This window comes from Pectobacterium versatile (genome assembly GCF_020166435.1).
GTDB lineage: Bacteria > Pseudomonadota > Gammaproteobacteria > Enterobacterales > Enterobacteriaceae > Pectobacterium > Pectobacterium versatile.
Genome location: NZ_JAINZP010000023.1, coordinates 36,804 through 58,294 on the forward strand (window position 1 = coordinate 36,804; position 21,491 = coordinate 58,294).

The following is a 21,491-nucleotide window of genomic DNA, read 5'->3' on the forward strand; positions in this document are numbered from 1 at the left end:
ATAATAGATGGATATTCAATATTGGAAACACAAAGATGGATGGATCTATATTGGAAATGAAATGGAGGGTGCCAGACCCGCTACAGATGAAGAGATAAATATTCATCAGCGTACCGTATATTTACCTGATGTTGTATCACATACGGTAAGTTCATAAATGTAAAGTGGTTGCATCTCATAGCGAAATGCAACCACATATTTTAAGCAAAAGACATTCTCTTTATTTTTGATATGAATTTCTCTTCAATGAGATAGTAGGAGATTGTCGCCATCATAAGGTTGAACACACCTACAACTATCCAAACTTGGTGGTTTTCCATTCCAAAAAAAACACTCGGATATTTTACAAAAAACAGTATTATTGGTATTTGCATAAGATAAAAAGAGTAACTTATCTTACCTAGCCAAACAAACGGGCGTGTAAGTGAATTTATTTCAATCTTTGAGCAAGCAAAAACAAAAACCAAAGATGCGGTTGCCAGTACGGTGGCGAAATTTCTCTTCATGAATCCGTAATTACCTACTGGCGAAACAAAAAGTAGAATCAATAAAGAAAAACCGACTAACAATAACTTGTGCTTTTTCAATGTTAATTGAAAACCATTTATATACATAGCACCAAGAGCCATTCCAATGACAAACTCGGGAAGCCGATGTATTGGGCTTATATAAAAGTATGGCATCTTATCTGAGTTACCAAAAACCATGACAAAAGGAATAATTAGCGAAGTTACAATATATGCTATTAATAAAGATGCTTTAGGATTCTTGTTAACCAATGGAAGTATTAGAGGAAATACCATATAGAAAAAAAGTTCTGTGGAGACCGACCAAGACCCTCCAAAGTGCCAAGAAAAAAAAGAATCAGGTATCCAAGATTGCATCCCTGTAAAATACAACACAAGAGATGGTATTAATTTTCCACTTTCAACATCAAATAAAAAAGGAAGTGAAATTATCCCCATGAAAATATATGCTGGATATATTCTTGATATTCTTGCCTTGACATAATCACTTCGGATGCCATTTCTGGCAGACCAAACCATAACAAAACCCGACAAGACGAAAAAAAATGACATACCAACGGCACCATTATTGATTACTCTCGTAATAAAATGGGGTACATCAAGAGGGTATCTGATTTGACAATGGAAAACGAAAACATAAAAGGCCGCGATAAATCTGAAAATGGTCAATCCGTGTAATTGATTATTACTTGAGCCATTTTGGTTTGAGAAACTCCCCATACTTCTTATCCCTGTGCGATTTCCAATGACCCACAGTTATCGGGGGAATTTCTAATTTCTTTAGATTTTTATCAGGATACCAAGGTTAGATGCTCGATTTACAGTCAATCGCAAACGTAAATTGATCGTTACTGCCGATCAATAACACCTAATCGATCTGTATAAACGTTTATAAAATAATCACCCGAAATGTCATTATGTTGTTGGTTTTAAAAATAATGACATATCAGGGAAAGCAAAGCCCACCGTTAGCGAGACGGTGGGCTTTTTTTGTGCCTGTTTTCCGTCTCTTTGTTGTACCAGCCCCCACCGTACCCGCATGACTCGCCCATGCTCGCACCACACCGGACAATAACCTCTCCTAATGCAGCAATAGTGCTATTAGCTGGAGCCTGAATGTATGAGTGATTTTCACCACGGCGTGCAGGTCGTCGAGATTAACGACGGCACGCGCGTTATTTCCACCGTTTCCACCGCGATTATCGGCATGGTGTGTACCGCCGCCGATGCCGACGCGGCCACCTTTCCCCTCAATACCCCGGTACTGATTACCAACGTGCTGTCCGCCGTCGGCAAGGCCGGGAAAAAAGGCACGCTGGCCGCTGCCCTGTCTGCCATCGCCGACCAGTCCAAACCCGTCACCGTTGTGGTGCGCGTGGCCGAGGGTAAAGATGAAGCCGAAACCATCAGCAATGTGATCGGCGGCAGCGACGAAAACGGCAAATACACCGGGATGAAAGCCCTGTTAGATGCCCTGTCGGTAACAGGCGTGAAGCCGCGCATTCTCGGTGCGCCGGGGCTGGACTCGCTGCCCGTTGCCACGGCGTTAGCGTCCATTTGTCAGTCGCTGCGTGCTTTTGGTTACGTCAGCGCGTGGGGCTGCAAAACCCTGTCGGACGCCATTAATTACCGGGAAAATTTCAGCCAGCGTGAACTGATGGTGATCTGGCCGGATTTTATCGCGTGGGACACCACGGCCAACGCCAGCGCCACCGCGTATGCCACCGCCCGCGCCCTCGGTCTGCGTGCCAAAATCGACCAAGAGACAGGCTGGCATAAAACCCTGTCTAACGTCGGCGTGAACGGCGTGACGGGTATCAGCGCCTCGGTGTATTGGGATTTGCAGGCACCCGGCACCGACGCGGATTTACTGAATGAAGCAGGTGTCACCACGCTGGTTCGTAAGGACGGCTTCCGCTTCTGGGGTAACCGCACCTGTTCTGACGATCCGCTGTTCCTGTTTGAGAACTACACCCGCACCGCACAGGTACTGGCCGATACGATGGCCGAAGCGCACATGTGGGCGGTGGATAAGCCCGTTACCGCAACGCTTATCAAAGACATTATCGAAGGTATCAAGGCCAAGTTTCGTGAGCTGAAAACGGGCGGCTACATCATTGACGCCGATTGCTGGCTGGACGAAACCGCCAACGATAAGGAAACGCTGAAAGCGGGGAAGCTGTATATCGATTACGACTATACCCCCGTTCCCCCTCTGGAAAATCTCACCCTGCGCCAGCGCATCACCGATAAATATCTGGTGAATCTGGCTGCATCGGTCAACAGCTAAGGAGCTAACGCTATGGCACTGCCTCGTCACCTGAAATTTATGAATTTGTTTAATGACGGCATGAGCTACATGGGGATCGCCACCGCCGTCACGCTGCCAAAACTCACGCGCAAACTGGAGAACTATCGCGGCGGCGGCATGAACGGCACCGCCCCTGTCGATTTTGGGCTGGATGATGATGCGCTGGCGATGGAATGGACGCTCGGCGGTTTTGCTGACAAAACGCTGTGGAGTCAGTACGCCGCGCCGGGTGCCGATAAAGTGCTGCTGCGATTTGCCGGGTCATATCAGCGTGATGACACTGGGGAAATTTCGGCAGTTGAGGTCGTTATGCGTGGTCGTCATAAAGAAATTGATGGCGGCGAGAGCAAACAAGGTGAGGCGACAGAAACCAAGGTTTCGACCCAGTGCACGTACTACAAACTGACCATCGACGGCGAGGAGATGATCGAGATTGACACCATCAACATGATTGAACGTGTAGTCGGCGCTGACCGTCTGGAGCAACACCGCCGCGCTATTGGTCTGGCATAACCCTGTCCGGCCAGCCCGGCGCTGGCCGTCTTCTTTCTATTTTCTATCTGAACACAGAGGCAACATCATGAACAAAAACGACAACGTGGTAACACTGGAAACCCCTATCAAGCGCGGCGAAACCGTCATCGACACTATCACCCTGATTAAGCCAAACACCGGAACGCTGCGCGGTGTCAGCCTGGCGGCGCTGGCCGGGTCGGACGTAGACGCGATGATTAAAGTGCTGCCACGCATGACGCTGCCAGCACTGACCGAAACCGAAATCGCCCGTATGGAATTGCCGGATATGATTACCATCGCAGGCAAGGTGATCGGTTTTTTGACGCCGAAATCGCAACAGGCGGACTACCCCGAAGCCTGAGTGTTGATGAGCTGATGGCGGATATCGCAGTGATTTTTCACTGGCCGCCATCCGAGCTGTACCCGATGACCCTCACCGAGTTGATTTTGTGGCGCGACAAAGCGCTGAAACGCAGCGGACACCATAACAATGAGTAACAGTCTACAACTCAGTGTATTGTTGCGCGCCGTTGATCAGGCAACCCGCCCCTTTCGGGCGGTGCAGGATGCGGCGCGCACACTGTCGGGTGAAATTCAGGGGTCGCAAGACCAGTTGCGCAGCCTGAACGCACAGGCCGGTCGCGTTGAGGGGTTCCGGCGAACCAGCACAGAACTGGCAAATACGGGACGGGCGCTGGAAAAGGCAAAAGCTGACGCCGCCGCGTTGGCGGTTGCGTTCCGAAACACCGCCAACCCAACCCGCGCCCAGACTAAGGCGCTGGAAGAGGCGCGCAAAAAAGCCACGGAGTTACAGGCGCAACAAAACCGCCTGCGACAGTCTGTTCAGAACCAGCGCGGCGCATTGCGGGCGGCGGGCATCGATACACGCAATCTGGCAAGTGCAGAGCGACAACTCAGAACGAATATTGCTGCCGCTACCGACACCCTGAACCGACAACGGGCAGCGCTGGCACGCGTGAGTCAGCAACAGGAAAAACTGAACGCGGTCAAAAAGCGCTACGAGAAAGGCAAAGAAATTACCGCCGCCGTACGCAATACCAGCGCGGCAGCCTTTGCGGGCGGGTCAGCGGCACTGTATGCAGGCAGTCGGCTAATTGCCCCCTCGGTTCAGGCCGACGGACACGGGGCGCGCATTGCGGCGCAGACGGGCGGAAATGCGGCCGACGGCGAACAGTACACCCGCGTTATCAAAGAGATTAACGCCTCTGGGGTCAGTGGTGACCTCAACCAGATAGCCGACGCGGTGGCCGCCGTGCGCAGCACGCTGGGGGCGATGGGAAACGTAGGGGAAACCGAGCTGGCGCGGATATCGCGTAAAGCACTGGACATTCAGGCGACGCTCGGCGGCGATGCGACAGAGAGTATCCAGATAGCCGCCATCATGATGAAAAACGGCCTCGCGAAAAACAGCGACGAGGCGTTTGATTTGATGGTCTCCGGGATGCAGCGCGTGTCTGCGCAGATGCGCGGCGAACTGCCGGAAATCCTGCATGAATATTCAACCCACTTCCGCAACATGGGATTCAGCGGATCGGAGGCGATGACGCTGCTGGTCGATATGGCGCAGCAAGGCAAGTTCGCGCTGGACAAAACAGGCGACGCGATTAAGGAATTCAGTATTCGCGGGTCGGACATGTCAAAGGCCAGCATTGAAGCCTATGACGCCATCGGACTCAATGCGGCCAAAATGTCTAACGCCATCGCCAGTGGGGGCGATAAGGCGCGGGCGGCAATGCAGAAAACCGCCAACGGGTTGCTGAAAATTAAAGACCCGGCTGAGCGGGCAAATGCTGCCATTGCCTTGTTTGGTACGCCGATTGAAGACCTGTCGATTGACCAGATACCGAAATTTCTGTCCGCGCTGGCCGGAACCGAAAACAAGCTGGGCGACGTGTCCGGGGCGGCTGACCGGATGGGGGATACCCTGCGCGATAATCTGCAAGGGGATATCAGCAAGCTGCAAGGGGCGATGGCTGGCCTGCGATTTAAATTGTTCAATGACGACGACGGCATACTGCGAAAACTGACGCAAGCCGCCACGGCATGGCTGAACCGGGTCAATGAGTGGGTGACAGCAAACCCAGAACTGGCGCGCCAGATTGTCATGGTGGCCGGGGCAGCAGCGGCGTTGATAGCGGTCGTCGGTGGGATCGGGCTGGTCATCTGGCCTGTCATGGCCGGGATTAATGCATTGATCGCGGGTGCGGGATTTTTGGGCGTCGGATTCGGGGCGCTCACTAACCCTCTGGCCGTTGTCCGGGGCGCGATGTCGGGTTTTGGCCGGGTGCTGATGTGGTTGTTTACCTCACCGCTGGCGCTGCTGCGTACCGGGATTATGTTTATTGGCAGTGCGTTAGGCGTGCTGCTGTCGCCTGTCGGGCTGGTTGTCGCGGCGATTGTCGGCGGTGCGCTACTTATCTGGAAATACTGGGAGCCTATCAAGGCATTCATCGGTGGTGTGGTCGAGGGATTCGTTGCAGCCAGTGCGCCCATTATCGCCGCGTTCGCGCCGCTTCAACCTGTATTTACGTGGATAGGCGACAAAATCAGGGCGCTGTTTGGCTGGTTCGGCGATCTGCTGACGCCCGTCAAATCGACTGCCGCCGAGCTGGACGGTGCGGCCAGCATGGGGAAACGGTTCGGTGAGGCGCTGGCTAACGGGCTGAACATCATCATGCACCCGCTAGAGTCGCTGAAAAAAGGCGTGTCGTGGCTGCTGGAAAAGCTGGGGCTGGTTGACGAGAAATCGAAGAAGCTGCCAACCGCTGACAGTATCCTGCCGCCGGAAGAAGCCGCCGCACTCAAGGTCGGCGTGAGCCGCGCCCCGACACCGCAGGGAGTCGACGCAACGTCAATTGCTGCCCGATACAGCGGCGACCGCGACAACGGCGGACGCGTCCCGCTGGGAGAGTTTGCCGTCGTCGGTGAACATGGGCCGGAAATCGTTGAGGGTCCGGCCAATGTCACCAGCCGTAAAAAAACGGCGGCGATGGCGTCCGCAGCCATGAACATGTCAGCCTATCGCCCGATAGCGCCAACGGTTCAGGCCAGCGCGGCATCGTCCCCGGTCAGCATTCACGCGCCAATTAGCATTGTTGCCCAGCCCGGCCAAAGTGCGCAGGACATCGCGCAGGAAGTCACGCGCCAGCTTGAACAGCGGGAACGGGCGGCGCGGTCACGTGCCTTCAGTCAGTACAGTTATCAGGGGGGTTAATCCGATGATGCTCACGTTAGGGCTGTTTGTTTTCCAGCTCCAGACATTGCCGTATCAAAATATGCAGCGCAACGTTGACTACCGCTGGCCGTCAAACAGCCGCGTCGGTCAGCGTCCGGCGTTGCAGTTCTTAGGCGTTGAAGACGAGAAAATCACGCTGTCAGGCGAACTGTTGCCGGAAATCACAGGCGGCACACTGTCGTTGCTGATGCTGGAGACGATGGCCGATCAGGGGCGTGCATGGCCGCTGATTGAGGGCAGCGGCACCATTTACGGCGTATTTGTGGTGAACAGTATCAGCCAGAAAAAAACCGATTTTTTCCCTGATGGCCGTTCCCGGCGGATTGAGTTTACCATCACGCTGACCCGTGTGGACTCGTCGCTGTCTGCCATGCTGGGCGATTTACGCCAGCAGGCGGAGGGCTTGATCGGCAACGCCGGGGAAATGGCTAACCGGGCGCAATCTGCCATCGGAGGATTATTCGCATGATTAACCCGCTGAATGTTCGCGCTGGCAGTAAAATCGCTCCCGCGTACCTGCTGCGACTCAATGAGCAGGACATCACGACCGTTATCAGTCCGCGCCTGTTGTCACTGAGCCTGACCGATAACCGGGGATTTGAAGCCGATCAGCTCGACATCGAGCTGGACGACAGCGACGGGCTGTTGCAGTTACCCCGCCGGGGCGCGGTGCTGTCGGTGTTTTTGGGCTGGGAAGGAGACGCGCTGATCGGCAAAGGCGATTTTACGGTGGATGAAATAGAACACCGTGGCACGCCGGATACGCTCACCATCCGGGCGCGGAGTGCCGATTTTCGCGGGTCGCTGAACGCCCGGCGTGAGCAGTCGTATCACGATACGACGCTGGGGGCGATTGTTGAACAGGTGGCGAAGCGTAACAACCTTGCTCCGATGCTGGCCGACGGATTCGCGGGGATAAAAATTCCGCACATCGACCAGACGCAGGAAACCGACGCGGTATTTATTACCCGGCTGGCTGATCGCAACGGGGCAATAGTGGCGATCAAGGCTGGGGGTTTGCTGTTTATCCGTCCCGGAACGGGGAAGACGGCCAGCGGCAAACCTATCCCGCAGCAGATAATTGAGCGCAGCGACGGCGATCAGCACAGTTTTAGCCTGGCTGACCGGGGCGCGTACACAGGCGTCACGGCAAGCTGGCTGCATACCAAAGAGCCGCAGCCTGAAAAGCCGAAAACGGTAAAGGTAAAACGTCAGAAAAAAGTGCTATTGCATCAAGGGCCACAACCCCAGACGCCACACCCTAAAGCGAAAAAGACAAAGAAGGAGCCGGAAGCCCGCGAGGGTGATTATCTGGTCGGCACCGATGAAAATGTGCTGGCACTGACCACGGTATTTGCGACCAAAGCACAAGCCATGCGTGCCGCACAGGCAAAGTGGGACAAACTGCAACGGGGTGTCGCGGAGTTTTCTATTACGCTGGCAATGGGGCGCGCTGACCTGTTCCCGGAAACCCCTGTTCAGGTGAGCGGCTTTAAGCAGGTGATCGACGAACAGGAATGGACAATCTCAAAAGTGACGCACAGTTTGAGTAATTCAGGGTATGTTACTGCGCTGGAATTAGAGGTGCTGCTGTCTGATATTGATTATGATAGTGACGAGAAATCTTAAAAAAATAACATTAAGTTTAAATTTTTAAGTTTCATGTTTTTGTCTATAATGCGAACATTATTAGACAAGACAGGTGATTTCTATGATGCATTGTCCGCTCTGCCAAAATGCAGCGCACGCGAGATCCAGTCGCTACATTACAAATAAAACAAAAGAACGTTATCACCAGTGCCAGAATATCAACTGTGGTTGTACATTCAAATCAATGGAAACTATAGCGGATATTATTATGACACCGGGCGATGTTAAACCCGTACCGCCACATCCTGATCGGTCAAATCAAGGGTCGCTTTGGGTTTGATGAGCCAACCACGAAGCCCGCGAAAGCGGGTTTTTTTACGTCCATTAGATAACAATGACACCTGAATTTTATTTTTCCGTGGACATAATGTGGACATCAAGACAAAAAAAAGCCTAGCAAACCTGCTAGGCATTTGAAAAATAACAACTTTCGGATGTTGCGAAAGCGCTATCTTAGTTAAGACGCTCTTTGATACGAGCAGACTTACCAGTACGCTCACGCAGGTAGTACAGTTTGGCTTTACGCACGGCACCACGACGTTTAACAGTAATGCTGTCAATAACAGGAGAGTGAGTCTGGAATACACGCTCCACGCCTTCGCCGTTAGAAATTTTGCGAACAGTGAATGCAGAATGCAGACCGCGGTTACGAATAGCGATAACCACGCCCTCGAATGCCTGCAGACGTTTTTTGCTACCTTCAACAACCCATACCTTCACTTCTACGGAATCACCCGGACGAAATGCAGGTACGTCCTGCTTCATTTGTTCGTCTTCGATTTGCTTAATAATGTTGCTCATAATATGTCTCTTACCCTAGGTAAACTGATAGTTGGGTTCGCCAGGTCAAACCGGCGTAACCACCTAATACTCTTGTTGCTCAGACTGATATTCACGTTGGAATTCAGCCAGCAACCTTGTTTGCTCGTCAGTCAGAGCTAGGCTTTTCAGAAGTTCAGGTCTTCTAAGCCAGGTTCGGCCCAGCGACTGCTTCAATCGCCAGCGACGTATTTCCGCATGGTTGCCAGACAGTAACACTGCCGGAACGTCCATGCCTTCCAGTATTTCAGGGCGAGTGAAATGAGGACAGTCCAGCAATCCATCGGCAAAAGAATCTTCTTCTGCTGAAGCCTGATGTCCCAGAACGCCCGGTATAAAGCGGGCAACTGAGTCAATCAGGGTCATCGCTGGCAGTTCCCCACCGCTGAGTACGTAATCGCCGATCGACCATTCTTCATCGATTTCGGTTTTAATTACACGCTCATCAATCCCTTCGTACCGTCCACAGACCAGAATCATCTTCTGGTTCGTAGCGAGTTGATGTACGCCTTGCTGATCTAATTTACGGCCCTGAGGTGATAAATAAATCACTTTCACGCCTTCGCCTGCCGCTGCTTTTGCTGCGTGGATCGCATCCCGTAAAGGTTGTACCATCATCAGCATTCCGGGGCCGCCGCCATAAGGCCGATCGTCCACGGTGCGATGCCGATCGTAAGTGAAATCGCGAGGACTCCAATACTGTACGTTCAGCAGGCCATTTTTAACTGCCCGGCCAGTGACTCCGTAATCAGTAATCGCACGGAACATCTCTGGAAATAGGCTAATCACCCCAATCCACATAGTCTCGTTCCGCTGGGTACTACTGATCGATTCAGAGTTCAAAAACCAGGATCCCAATCTACTTCAACAGTTTGAGCAGAAAGGTCGACGCGCTTAACAACCTGTTCGGTGAGGAACGGAACCAGCCGTTCCTTGACTCCGAAGGCATCTTTCAGGTTGGCCTTTATTACCATCACATCGTTCGAGCCGGTTTCCATCATATCGATGATTTTACCTAACTCGTAACCAGCTACGGTCACGACCTGACAGCCAATAAGATCCTTCCAGTAATAATCACCTTCGCCCAGATCGGGCAGTTGTGACGAATCTACGACAATTTCACAATTGGTCAGTAAATTAGCCGCATCACGGTCATCAGCACCTTTCACTTTGATGATCAGATCCTGATTGTGATACTTCCAGCCTTCAATCTCGACAAGCTGCCAACCGCTTTTACTCTGGATGAACCAAGGTTGATAATCAAAAATGCTCTCGGCATCTTCGGTGGATGAAAACACTCTGAGCCAACCTCGAATGCCATATGCCGATCCTATCTTCCCCATCACAATCGGGTTAACGGGAGCTTTTGGGCTGAGTTGATTGCTCATTATCACCACCGCAACAGGTTATGCTGCTTTTTTAGCGTCTTTGATCAGCGAAGATACGCGATCAGACACAGTTGCACCCAGACCAAGCCAATGCTCGATACGGTCCAGATCCAGACGCAGGGCTTCTGCTTGACCAGATGCGATTGGGTTGAAGAAACCTACGCGCTCGATGAAACGACCATCACGCGCATTGCGGCTATCGGTCACGACTACTTGATAGAAGGGGCGTTTTTTAGCGCCGCCACGTGCCAAACGAATTGTTACCATAACATCCTCTTTAGTGAATAAAACAACCGGGCCCCATCGAGGAACGGAGCCCAGTATGTCATATAAAAAGCCCGAAAATTTTACTCATTTTGGCGCAAAAAGCAATCTAAAGCGTATAATCACGCCAAGAGTTTCTCTACACCATCGATTTCGGTGATTAACGCCCCGGGAATCCAGGTGGCATCATCCCTTTCATACCGCGCATCATTTTCGCCAGACCGCCGTTTTTCATCTTCTTCATCATTCGTTGCATATCATCGAACTGTTTCAGAAGACGGTTCACGTCCTGTACCTGCATACCAGAACCCTGCGCGATACGACGTTTACGCGATCCTTTAATAATCTCAGGTTTGGCACGCTCCTGACGCGTCATCGAATTAATGATCGCCTCCATACGCACCAGCACCTTGTCATCCATTTGTGACTTAACATTATCAGGCAGTTGGCCCATGCCCGGCATCTTGCTCATCATGCTTGCCATGCCGCCCATATTGCGCATCTGCTTGAGCTGATCCAGGAAATCGGTCAAATCAAACCCATCGCCCTTCTTCAACTTATTGGCAAGCTTTTCTGCCTGTGTACGATCGACCTTGCTTTCAATATCTTCAATCAGTGAAAGCACATCGCCCATACCGAGAATTCGCGAGGCAACACGCTCAGGGTAGAACGGCTCCAACGCTTCGGTTTTTTCGCCGACACCGAGGAATTTAATTGGCTTGCCAGTAATATGGCGGATAGACAACGCCGCACCGCCGCGAGCGTCACCATCAATTTTGGTGAGGATCACACCGGTCAGCGGCAGCGCTTCATTAAAGGCTTTCGCCGTATTCGCCGCATCCTGCCCCGTCATGGCATCAACCACAAACAGCGTTTCAACTGGCTTAATCGCCGCGTGAACCTGCTTGATTTCGTCCATCATCGCATCGTCAACGTGGAGACGACCCGCGGTATCGACTAACAAGACATCGTAGAACTTCAGCTTAGCGTGCTGTAACGCACGTTGTACGATAGCAAGCGGCTTTTCCTGCACGTCTGACGGGAAGAAATCGACCCCCACCTGCTCTGCCAATGTTTCCAACTGTTTAATCGCCGCAGGGCGATAAACGTCAGCTGAAACCACCAGCACTTTTTTCTTATGCTTTTCGCGCAGGAATTTACCCAGCTTGCCCACGCTGGTCGTTTTACCCGCACCTTGCAGACCGGCCATCAGAACAACCGCAGGCGGCTGTGCGGCAAGATTCAGCTCGGCGTTAATTTCACCCATTGCGCTGACGAGTTCATTCTTAACAATCTTGACGAACTCTTGGCCCGGCGTCAGGCTTTTGTTGACCTCATGCCCAACAGCACGCTCTTTTACACGATTGATAAAATCACGCACCACGGGTAACGCGACGTCGGCTTCCAACAATGCCATACGCACTTCACGCAGCGTTTCTTTGATGTTTTCTTCAGTCAACCGCCCGCGGCCGCTGATATTGCGCAATGTGCGCGAGAGTCGATCGGTTAAATTTTCAAACATATCTCATGCTCAACGTAAGACAGGCCGCCAGCGCGACACGAATGGAAGAGATTATACACAAAAGCGGCAACGATCTCAGCGCTGCTGATGGAGAACTGTTGGTGCCCACGACGACTAACGCTATACTGATTCTCTATTTTACCTAGTTGATATTTAATAACCTATTTGTATGTCTGTTTTCGCTATTGTGGCGCTTGTCGCCTACACACTCAGCCTCGGACTGATTATCCCCAGTCTGCTGCGCAAGAACAGTGCATATCGTCGGCTGGCAATACTCTCGGCCAGCGCTGCGCTAATTTGTCATGCGGTGGCGCTCTATCAACGCATTTTCGATGTTCAGGTCGGCCAAAACCTTAGCTTGCTGAATATCGGTTCACTGGTCAGCCTCATCATCTGTACGGTGATGACGTTTGTCGCCACGCGCGATCGCGGCTGGTTTATTCTTCCTATCGTCTACACCTTTGCGCTGATCAATCTGGCGTTCGCCAGCTTCATGCCGAGTGAATTTATTACGCATCTGGAAGCGTCACCGGGCTTGATGATCCATATCGGCCTGGCCCTTTTCTCCTATGCAACGCTGTTAATTGCAGCCCTTTATGCGCTTCAACTCGCCTGGCTTGATTATCTGCTCAAGAATAAAAAGCTGGGATTTGCCGCTGACATGCCGCCGCTGATGGGCATTGAACGTAAGATGTTCCACATCACGCAGATTGGCGTCATCCTGCTCACGCTGACACTCTGTACTGGTTTGTTTTATATGGATGACCTGATCGATAACAAAGAGAATCTGCACAAGGCCGTATTCTCCCTGTTTGCCTGGTTCATCTATATTCTGCTGCTCTGGGGACATTACCATGAAGGATGGCGGGGACGGCGCGTCGTCTGGTTCAGCCTGATCGGCGCACTGATGCTGACGCTGTCCTACTTCGGCAGCCGGGTTATACAGCACTTCCTCGCGGTCTGACACATTCACAAGCACAAAAAAAGAGAGCCAACGTTCGGCTCTCTTTTTTATCTGTGCCTATCCAACAAGCTAGATATGTAGCTCGGCCAGTTTATCTTTCGGCAGCGCCAGATCGTCATTTTGGTTGATACCAATATCGTGATCCACGATGTGTTGAGCAATTTCCTGCGCTTCCTTCAGCGAATGCATCTCGTAGGTGCCACACTGGAATTCGTTCAGCTCAGGAATTTTACGCTGGTCAGTCACTTTCAGAACGTCCGCCATCGCCGCTTTCCAGGAATCAGCAACGCGTTGCTCGTCCGGCGTACCAATCAGGCTCATGTAGAAACCGGTACGGCATCCCATCGGAGAAATGTCGATAATTTCAACGCCATCACCGTTTAAATGATCGCGCATAAAGCCAGCAAACAGGTGCTCTAGCGTATGGATACCGCGCTCTGGCATGACTTCGATGTTCGGACGGCAGAAGCGCAGATCAAATACAGTGATATTGTCGCCATGAGGGGTTTTCATGGTTTTAGCGACCCGAACTGCGGGTGCGGCCATACGGGTATGGTCAACGGTAAAGCTGTCTAGTAACGGCATAATGCCACCTCCTCATAGAAAAAATTCATTTTTTCTCGTTTCCGAGAACTTTTCCTTTTTATGCGAGTCTGACTTACTGAAAGACGCGCATTTATTATCATCATCCCTATTAGAGATGTTTATTTGGCCACAGTTTCTGTGGCCTTTTCTTTTTAATGCGTCGCCAGATAGTCGTCAAAACTCATCGTATCTTCAGACTCAATCTGACGTTGACGCTGCCAGGAGTTCTCACTCGCAGCAGCCAATTGTTCTTCCGTCAACACCTGCAGCGGCTCACTGCTGAGCATTTTGCGGTATTCTTCCGCTAAATTCAGCCCCACGCTACCATTGCCTTCTTGCTTCATCAACGTTAATAGTCGACCAGAGAACGTCGTTTCTGGATCGTCAAAACCAACAAGCAGTTCATCACATACCTGCTGATAGTGCGGTTGATTGTTTTCAGCGTCCAGCACTTCTGCAACGCGACGTAAATCCGCAAACAGAGATTTCCCCACCTCAGCAATCGGCTGCTGGATGGTTTCACACCGCATCCCCACCGTTTGCCCAGGTTTACGCCCTTCCAGAATCACTCGGTTCCAGTTTTTACGCGTACACAGTAGCTCATCCGCGCTCATTTCCGGTGCATCTGCCAGCGCACACCAGATCAGGAATAAATCCAGGAAACGCACCTGACTTTCACTCACTCCTGTCGGAGAGAACGGGTTGATATCCAGTGAGCGCACTTCGATATATTCAATTCCGCCACGCAGCAACGCATCAGATGGCGTTTCACCCGCACGCGTCACACGTTTCGGACGAATCGGCGCATAGAGCTCATTCTCAATCTGCAAGACGTTCGTATTCAATTGTAGATAACGACCATCCTTCTTCATACCAACCTGGGCATATTCCTCAGACGGCGTTTTTATCGCGCGCTTTAATGCGGCGACATAAGTATCAAGATCGTTAAACGTAATTCCCAGATTACTCTGTGATTTATTGGTGTAGCCTAGGTCACTAAGCCGTAGAGAGGTTGCATAAGGCAGATAAAGCATGCCTTTTTCCGTACGCTCAAACGGCAGTGCGGTTTCCCGCCCTTTTAGGAAAGAAGAACAGATCGCCGGAGAAGCACCGAACAGATAAGGGATCACCCAGCCAAAGCGGTAATAGTTGCGGATCAGCCTGAAGTATCCCGCAGAAATGGCTTTTTTTCCGCTTTCTGCATCAGCGACCCCCTCTCGCGCCTGCCAGAATGACAGCGGAAGAGAGAAGTTATAATGCACGCCGGAAATAGTCTGCATCAACGCGCCATAGCGGTTTTTCAGCCCTTCACGATAAAGCGTTTTGAAGCGCCCAACATTTGATGAGCCATACTGCGCCAGCTCGATATTTTGCTCGCTGTCGATAAAGCACGGCATGCTCAATGGCCACATCCGCTCATCACCCAGATTACGGGAAACGTGACGATGAATATCGCGCAGAAACGTCAGCAGGTGATCGACATCTTTGTCGACTGGCGTAATGAACTCCAACAGCGCTTCAGCAAAGTCTGTCGTGATCCACGGGTGTGCCAACGCCGAGCCCAATATTTCTGGGTGCCCTGTTGTAGCAAGATGTCCATTTGCCGTTACGCGCAATGTTTCGCGTTCAATTCCACGCTGAATACCCTTCACTGCCAGTGGGTGTTTTTCCAGCCAAGAAAGTGCTTCTGAAATGTCCGGGATCAAATCGACCTCCCGTTGTTAAAATGTAATGGTTGTAAGCATAATTGAAACTCAGCAGCACTCACCAGTTCGCATTGCAATCTGGTTAAGACCACCACGCCATCCCCTGCAACGTTATACCTGCCAATACGATATACCGCAGCGCTTTTCCAATACCGATGAAAACCGCCGATTGCATCCAGGGCATGCGTAGCCAACCCGCTAACACGCACAATAAATCGCCTACTACCGGCACCCAGCTAAATAACAACGCAGCGCAGCCATAGCGCTGTAACCAGCGCATGGCCACCGAATACCCAGCTTGTTGTTTTGGCTGAGGGAGTAAGCGCCCTATAAAAATATTTGTTAACCCGCCCAGCGTATTTCCTACCGTTGCCACAGCAATCAACAGATAGGGTTTTGCGCTGTCAGCAAGTAATAACGTTACCAGCAGCACTTCCGAACTGCCAGGCAACAGTGTTGCACTGAGCAGGCTACTCCAGAAAAGAGAAAAAACAGCCCAGAATTCACTCACAATGTACGGACGTCAACCACGGCCATGTTAGCGCGTTTAGCGGCTTCAATGCCGTAGTCAGCATCTTCAAACACGATACAGTGTTCTGGTGCGACAGAAATCAATGTAGCGCAACGCAGAAAGGTATCGGGGAAAGGCTTATGCTGCATAACATCATCAGCCCCAACGATTGCATCAAAATAATCATGCAGCCCTAAATGCGTTAGCAATCTATCAGCCATGCCATGCGTGCTACCTGTGCCAACTGCCATCGGACGCCGTCCGCGATAGTGCTTAACAACATCAATCAGCGGCAGTGGTTTTACGGTATCCAGCAGCATCTCCTCAACCACAGCGGTTTTTTCCGCCGCGAGTTGGTGAGCATCAATATCAGCTTGATGACTGTCGATAATACGCTGTGCAATACGCCAGGTGGGCGAGCCGTTCAATGCGGTCATGGCACTGGCATCATATCTCATACCATATCGGGCAAGAACCTGATCCCACGCTTTATGGTGCGTCGGTTCGGTATCAAGCAGGGTGCCATCCATATCAAAGATCAGCCCGTGATAGCGATCGTACATCATGACTCCATGATCACTGAAAAGAGAGCTTACTTTATCGTAAAGTGAAAACGTTGTCGCTTATTCAATAACCTTATAAAAAACAGGTTATTACCTCCATAGGAGTAGGCAGCCTTCATTTATTCGTCGGCTCAATATCAATATAAGCAAGAGAGAGGCAAGAATTAATACACGGAGTAATGAGAAAAATATCATTCTGATATCAGCAGAACAGAAGGCTGTGCCACCAGAGCGCGAAAATAGGGTAGAGAGCGGTTGCTAAAACAGAAATGGGGCATCGGAGAAAATTATCTGGCTTGCTTAGTACTTCAGGACGTTGCTAAAACAAGATTACTCTACGCTTATCGATTAACTAAGGTAAGAGTTTTATTTACATCAAAATGTGGTGCATCCGGGAGGATTCGAACCTCCGACCGCTCGGTTCGTAGCCGAGTACTCTATCCAGCTGAGCTACGGATGCAGAGTGTGGTGCAGAAATAATGGGGTGAGCAATTAAACGAGATACTTAAGAATGGTGCATCCGGGAGGATTCGAACCTCCGACCGCTCGGTTCGTAGCCGAGTACTCTATCCAGCTGAGCTACGGATGCATTGATAATTCTTCATCTGCGACAAAACTTGCTTTCACTAATACTACTTGCCTTGCAAAGACAGTATTTAATGGTGCATCCGGGAGGATTCGAACCTCCGACCGCTCGGTTCGTAGCCGAGTACTCTATCCAGCTGAGCTACGGATGCATATTAAATGGCGGTGAGGGAGGGATTCGAACCCTCGATGCAGCTTTTGACCGCATACTCCCTTAGCAGGGGAGCGCCTTCAGCCTCTCGGCCACCTCACCTTACATTACCTGATTCGCTACTAAGAACTTCTTGTTAGTGCTCACCGGTACTGCGTGGCGCACATATTACTTTCCCAGACTTATAAGTCAAACAATTTTTCCCACCTTGTGTTCGTTTGAACAATTCGCATCCAAGACGCGCACTTTCACAACAAAAAGTCTATTTTATCGACAGAAAAACAGGCGGTTACCTTGCCAAAGGAAGCGCACAGTAAAAATGGATATATCGATAAATGTGTGGGGGAAAAGCGGGAAATAACAAGTGCGTCCCGCGAACACGAGACGCATTGTCAATCAATATGACGTTGGTTGAGATTTTTCGGCCTGAATACGCTGATAGATCTCTTCACGGTGGACAGAAACCTCTTTAGGTGCATTAACACCAATACGCACCTGGTTGCCTTTCACTCCTAATACGGTAACCGTTACCTCATCGCCGATCATGAGGGTTTCGCCAACTCGACGAGTCAAAATAAGCATTCTTTGCTCCTTGAAAGATTATAAAGAGTCGGGTCTCTCTGTCTCCCCGCCATTATCCATCATGTGCTGTGAAAACGTAAACCTAGACGATGGTATAACCACACCATCACACTCCGGTTTGTCACTACTTGTTAGTTTAGTCGATATCAGTAGCTTGTGCTTTTGTTATCACAACAACAGAACTGAGCATGTAAAGCTTCAGAATATCTGAAGGTAACACACTTTCTATCCTGCTTGCCGGATCCTTTTCCGCAGACAAAAACGCCACAACCAGAAAGTTATGGCGTTTTGTCGGATAACGCGAATAAAACGTTATCCGTCGTTTTACAGCTTAGCAGCAACCCAAGATTCAACGCTTGCCAGCGCAGCAGGCAGTGCTGACACGTCTGAACCACCAGCCTGAGCCATATCTGGGCGACCACCGCCTTTACCGCCAACCTGCTGGGCAACAAACCCAATCAGTTCACCGGCTTTTACACGGTCAGTCAGATCTTTCGTTACACCAGAAATCAAGCTAACCCGGCCTTCTGCCGCCGTTCCGAGAACGATAACAGCAGATCCAAGCTGATTCTTCAGGTCGTCAACCATCGTGCGCAGCAGCTTAGGATCCACGTTGTCCAGTTGCGTGACCAGCAACTTCACACCGTTAACCTCTTTTGCTTTGCCAGACAGCGACGAGCTTTCCTGCGCCGCTTGCTGAGCCTTCAACTGCTGAAGCTCTTTCTCCAACGCGCGGGCACGATCCAGAACAGAGCGTACCTTATCCGTCAGGTTGTGACTATCTCCTTTAAGCAGTTGCGCGATGTCTTGCAAAACATCACTTTGGCGGTGCAGCGCAGACAGCGCATTCTCACCCGTGGTCGCTTCAATACGACGCACGCCGGCAGCAGTGCCTGATTCAGAAATGATCTGGAACAGGCCAATATCACCGGTACGACTTGCGTGCGTGCCGCCACACAGTTCAATGGAGAAATCACCCATCGTCAGAACACGGACATGGTCGTCGTACTTCTCGCCGAACAGCGCCATTGCGCCCTTCGCTCTCGCATCATCCAGCGCCATGACATCCGTTTGCACGGTAAGGTTACGGCGGATTTGCGCGTTAACGATATCTTCAACCTGACGAATCTGCTCAGATTTCATCGCTTCCGTATGTGAGAAGTCAAAACGCAGATAGCTATCGTTAACCAGAGAGCCTTTCTGCGCGACGTGATCGCCCAGAACCTGACGCAGCGCGGCATGTAGCAGGTGCGTCGCAGAGTGGTTCAGACGAATGCGATCGCGGCGTTGGCTATCAACGTTTGCATCGACACTGTCGTTAACACGCAGCGTACCCTGAGTCAGTTTACCGACGTGGCCGATTGCCTGACCGTATTTCTGGGTATCCTGAACGGTAAAGCTAACACCCGCATTTTTCAGTTCACCCTGGTCACCAACCTGACCACCGGATTCACCATAGAATGGCGTTTCGTTCAGAATCACAACCGCTTCATCACCTGCCGCAATCTGATCAACCGCGTTTCCATTGTGATAAATCGCAATAACCTTCGCTTGCTGCTGCGTTTTTTCATAGCCGCAGAACGGTGTGTTTTCATCTACACGGATGAGGCTGTTGTAATCTACGCCAAATCCGCTGGCTTCGCGTGCGCGCTGGCGCTGAGCCGTCATCGCAGCTTCAAAACCTTCTTCATCGACTTTCAGGCCGCGCTCGCGGCACACATCGGCAGTGAGGTCGACAGGGAAACCATAGGTGTCATACAGGCGGAAGGCCGTTTCACCATCAAGAGTATCCCCTTTCAGGTTTTTAATTTCTTCGTCCAGCAGAGACAAGCCGCGTTCCAGCGTGCGGGCAAACTGCTCTTCTTCCGTCTTCAGCGCTTGCTCAACCACAGACTGCTGTTTTTTCAATTCTTCAGCTGCTGGCCCCATGACGTGAATCAGCGGCGCAACCAGTTTGTAGAAGAAAGCATCCGTAGCGCCCAGCATATTACCGTGGCGCGCAGCGCGGCGGATAATACGGCGCAGAACATAACCACGGTTTTCATTAGATGGCATCACGCCATCGGCAATCAGGAACGCACAAGAGCGGATATGGTCGGCGATAACACGCAGCGATTTATTGGTTAAATCCGTCGTTCCGACGGCTTTCGCTACTGCATCAATCAGCGTTTTGAACAAATCAATGTCATAGTTTGAATTGACGTGCTGCAAGACAGCAGAAACGCGCTCTAACCCCATGCCAGTATCGACGGAAGGTTTTGGCAGTGGCAACATTGTGCCGTCAACCTGACGGTTGAACTGCATGAACACCAGGTTCCAGATTTCGATATAGCGATCGCCATCTTCATCAGGGCTTCCCGGCGGGCCACCTGCGATGTGCTCACCGTGATCGTAGAAAATCTCGGTACATGGACCACACGGCCCCGTTTCGCCCATCTGCCAGAAATTATCAGAGGCGTAAGGTCCGCCTTTGTTATCACCAATACGAATAATTCTTTCGCGCGGTACGCCAACTTCATCAGCCCAAATGTCGTAGGCTTCATCATCTGTTGCGTATACCGTTACCCACAGTTTTTCTTTCGGCAGATTGAACCACTGAGGAGACGTCAGCAATTCCCACGCATAGCGAATCGCATCATGTTTGAAGTAGTCACCGAAGCTGAAGTTACCCAGCATTTCAAAGAAGGTGTGGTGGCGTGCGGTATAACCTACATTTTCCAGGTCATTATGTTTACCACCGGCACGTACGCAGCGCTGCGAGGTCGTCGCTCGGACATAGTTACGTTTATCCAGACCGAGGAACACATCTTTGAACTGGTTCATACCCGCATTGGTGAATAACAATGTCGGATCGTTGTTCGGCACCAGAGAGCTGCTATCAACAACCTGGTGTCCCTTACTGTGGAAAAAATCGAGAAACGCTTGACGGATCTCAGCGGTGCTCTTGCTCATAATTGTCCTGGAATCAAGCTAGAAGAACAGATCGCGGGCAAGGTTAGTCCAGCATACTGACGTTACCGAGCAACTCACGAACAAAAAGTGGGAATAAGATAAATTTTCTTCGATGGGAAGTAAAATCCCGTGTGCGTTCAATCTGAAAAATTCGTATAAATTGACTGGATTTCTTCATGAAAGAAGCCACGATAGAGCAGATATCGCTGATGTTTGACTTTGTCTTTCCATTCATCGGACAGAGGATGCCCGAATTTTCGTTCCACAACCGATTTCGCCAGCGCACACCAATCGATATCACTCTCGTTTAATGCTGCGGCTAACGTTGTTTTATCGATTCCTTTCTGGCTTAGCTCCATTTTGATCCGCTGGGCACCATAGCCTTTGCGGCTCCGGCTGCTGATATAGCGGCGAGCATAGCGCTCGTCATCCAGCCAACCATGTTCCTTGCAGTACGCAATAGCCGCTTCCACATCTTCTGCAGCAGCTGTGGCTTCATTTGCTTCATCTTCTGCTTTTGCGCTTTCTGACTTATATAAATACGCCGCACATTTGCGGCGTATTTCGGTTTCACTATAATCGCGAACAGAAAGCACATTCATCGCATAGCGTAATGGTTTATTCATCCATCTACCCGCT

At 50.9% G+C, this 21,491-nt stretch carries 23 protein-coding genes and 4 tRNA genes; 10 read left to right on the forward strand and 17 right to left on the reverse strand.

The window, feature by feature from the left end:
* The first annotated feature begins 7 nt into the window (after positions 1-7).
* Complete coding sequence (locus K7X24_RS18755; protein ID WP_224557177.1) at positions 8-157, forward strand: hypothetical protein; 150 nt, start codon at positions 8-10, stop codon at positions 155-157.
* 43 nt (positions 158-200) lie between these two features.
* Here K7X24_RS18755 and K7X24_RS18760 read toward each other — a convergent pair whose 3' ends face one another.
* The gene (locus tag K7X24_RS18760) at positions 201-1,247 is read right to left on the reverse strand and encodes an acyltransferase family protein (protein ID WP_224557180.1); all 1,047 of its coding nucleotides are present in this window, start codon (positions 1,245-1,247) and stop codon (positions 201-203) included.
* A 400-nt stretch (positions 1,248-1,647) separates the two neighbouring features.
* On the opposite strand from K7X24_RS18760, the gene K7X24_RS18765 reads away from it, so the two are divergent.
* From K7X24_RS18765 to K7X24_RS18800, 8 genes are all read left to right on the forward strand, one after another.
* Entirely contained in the window at positions 1,648-2,817 is a 1,170-nt protein-coding gene (locus K7X24_RS18765; protein ID WP_224557183.1) for a phage tail sheath protein, read from the forward strand.
* 12 nt (positions 2,818-2,829) lie between these two features.
* A complete protein-coding gene (locus K7X24_RS18770) occupies positions 2,830-3,351 on the forward strand; it encodes a phage major tail tube protein (RefSeq protein ID WP_174865269.1) in 522 nt (173 codons plus the stop codon).
* A 67-nt stretch (positions 3,352-3,418) separates the two neighbouring features.
* Positions 3,419-3,715: a phage tail assembly protein gene (locus K7X24_RS18775; RefSeq protein ID WP_224557185.1), complete on the forward strand. Its 297-nt coding sequence runs from the start codon at positions 3,419-3,421 to the stop codon at positions 3,713-3,715.
* A 14-nt stretch (positions 3,716-3,729) separates the two neighbouring features.
* On the forward strand, positions 3,730-3,852 hold the full coding sequence (locus K7X24_RS18780) for a GpE family phage tail protein (protein ID WP_010310409.1): 123 nt from the start codon (positions 3,730-3,732) through the stop codon (positions 3,850-3,852).
* Complete coding sequence (locus tag K7X24_RS18785; RefSeq protein WP_224557215.1) at positions 3,845-6,589, forward strand: phage tail tape measure protein; 2,745 nt, start codon at positions 3,845-3,847, stop codon at positions 6,587-6,589. The genes K7X24_RS18780 and K7X24_RS18785 overlap by 8 nt, the downstream gene beginning before the upstream one ends.
* Before the next feature lie 4 nt (positions 6,590-6,593).
* Positions 6,594-7,079: a phage tail protein gene (locus K7X24_RS18790; RefSeq protein WP_224557218.1), complete on the forward strand. Its 486-nt coding sequence runs from the start codon at positions 6,594-6,596 to the stop codon at positions 7,077-7,079.
* The gene (locus tag K7X24_RS18795) at positions 7,076-8,239 is read left to right on the forward strand and encodes a phage late control D family protein (protein WP_224557237.1); all 1,164 of its coding nucleotides are present in this window, start codon (positions 7,076-7,078) and stop codon (positions 8,237-8,239) included. Before K7X24_RS18790 ends, K7X24_RS18795 begins: the two co-directional genes overlap by 4 nt.
* Positions 8,240-8,321: 82 nt before the next feature.
* A complete protein-coding gene (locus tag K7X24_RS18800) occupies positions 8,322-8,540 on the forward strand; it encodes a DNA-binding transcriptional regulator (protein WP_010308353.1) in 219 nt (72 codons plus the stop codon).
* A 173-nt stretch (positions 8,541-8,713) separates the two neighbouring features.
* On the opposite strand, the gene rplS is transcribed toward K7X24_RS18800, so the two are convergent.
* From rplS to ffh, 5 genes are all read right to left on the reverse strand, one after another.
* Positions 8,714-9,061, reverse strand: a complete 348-nt coding sequence (gene rplS / locus K7X24_RS18805) for a 50S ribosomal protein L19 (protein ID WP_039483928.1) — start codon at positions 9,059-9,061, stop codon at positions 8,714-8,716.
* 63 nt (positions 9,062-9,124) lie between these two features.
* Positions 9,125-9,880: a tRNA (guanosine(37)-N1)-methyltransferase TrmD gene (gene trmD, locus K7X24_RS18810; protein ID WP_039360953.1), complete on the reverse strand. Its 756-nt coding sequence runs from the start codon at positions 9,878-9,880 to the stop codon at positions 9,125-9,127.
* Between the two features lie 38 nt (positions 9,881-9,918).
* Entirely contained in the window at positions 9,919-10,467 is a 549-nt protein-coding gene (rimM, locus tag K7X24_RS18815) for a ribosome maturation factor RimM (RefSeq protein ID WP_102119000.1), read from the reverse strand.
* A gap of 18 nt (positions 10,468-10,485) precedes the next feature.
* Entirely contained in the window at positions 10,486-10,734 is a 249-nt protein-coding gene (gene rpsP, locus K7X24_RS18820; protein WP_010285998.1) for a 30S ribosomal protein S16, read from the reverse strand.
* 157 nt (positions 10,735-10,891) lie between these two features.
* Positions 10,892-12,253: a signal recognition particle protein gene (gene ffh / locus K7X24_RS18825; RefSeq protein ID WP_010308359.1), complete on the reverse strand. Its 1,362-nt coding sequence runs from the start codon at positions 12,251-12,253 to the stop codon at positions 10,892-10,894.
* A gap of 169 nt (positions 12,254-12,422) precedes the next feature.
* On the opposite strand from ffh, the gene K7X24_RS18830 reads away from it, so the two are divergent.
* A complete protein-coding gene (locus K7X24_RS18830; protein WP_010286006.1) occupies positions 12,423-13,217 on the forward strand; it encodes an inner membrane protein YpjD in 795 nt (264 codons plus the stop codon).
* 69 nt (positions 13,218-13,286) lie between these two features.
* On the opposite strand, the gene luxS is transcribed toward K7X24_RS18830, so the two are convergent.
* The 11 genes from luxS to recX all read right to left on the reverse strand — a co-directional run bounded on the left by luxS (position 13,287) and on the right by recX (position 21,478).
* Positions 13,287-13,802: an S-ribosylhomocysteine lyase gene (gene luxS / locus K7X24_RS18835; protein ID WP_010286009.1), complete on the reverse strand. Its 516-nt coding sequence runs from the start codon at positions 13,800-13,802 to the stop codon at positions 13,287-13,289.
* Between the two features lie 152 nt (positions 13,803-13,954).
* Positions 13,955-15,508, reverse strand: coding sequence for a glutamate--cysteine ligase (gene gshA, locus K7X24_RS18840; protein WP_039475869.1), 1,554 nt, complete (start codon positions 15,506-15,508; stop codon positions 13,955-13,957).
* A gap of 82 nt (positions 15,509-15,590) precedes the next feature.
* Entirely contained in the window at positions 15,591-16,019 is a 429-nt protein-coding gene (locus tag K7X24_RS18845; RefSeq protein ID WP_010308364.1) for a YqaA family protein, read from the reverse strand.
* Positions 16,016-16,582 (reverse strand): fructose-1-phosphate/6-phosphogluconate phosphatase, encoded by a 567-nt coding sequence (yqaB, locus tag K7X24_RS18850; RefSeq protein ID WP_010308368.1) that lies wholly within the window; start codon positions 16,580-16,582, stop codon positions 16,016-16,018. The genes K7X24_RS18845 and yqaB overlap by 4 nt, the downstream gene beginning before the upstream one ends.
* A gap of 383 nt (positions 16,583-16,965) precedes the next feature.
* A tRNA-Arg gene (locus tag K7X24_RS18855) sits at positions 16,966-17,042 on the reverse strand.
* A gap of 52 nt (positions 17,043-17,094) precedes the next feature.
* Positions 17,095-17,171, reverse strand: a tRNA-Arg gene (locus K7X24_RS18860).
* A gap of 71 nt (positions 17,172-17,242) precedes the next feature.
* Positions 17,243-17,319 (reverse strand) — tRNA-Arg (locus K7X24_RS18865).
* An 8-nt stretch (positions 17,320-17,327) separates the two neighbouring features.
* Positions 17,328-17,420: transfer RNA gene (locus K7X24_RS18870), tRNA-Ser, on the reverse strand.
* Between the two features lie 294 nt (positions 17,421-17,714).
* Positions 17,715-17,900 (reverse strand): carbon storage regulator CsrA, encoded by a 186-nt coding sequence (gene csrA, locus K7X24_RS18875; RefSeq protein ID WP_005972168.1) that lies wholly within the window; start codon positions 17,898-17,900, stop codon positions 17,715-17,717.
* A gap of 324 nt (positions 17,901-18,224) precedes the next feature.
* Complete coding sequence (gene alaS, locus K7X24_RS18880) at positions 18,225-20,852, reverse strand: alanine--tRNA ligase (protein WP_224557253.1); 2,628 nt, start codon at positions 20,850-20,852, stop codon at positions 18,225-18,227.
* 137 nt (positions 20,853-20,989) lie between these two features.
* Complete coding sequence (gene recX / locus K7X24_RS18885) at positions 20,990-21,478, reverse strand: recombination regulator RecX (protein WP_103862884.1); 489 nt, start codon at positions 21,476-21,478, stop codon at positions 20,990-20,992.
* Positions 21,479-21,491: the final 13 nt, after the last annotated feature.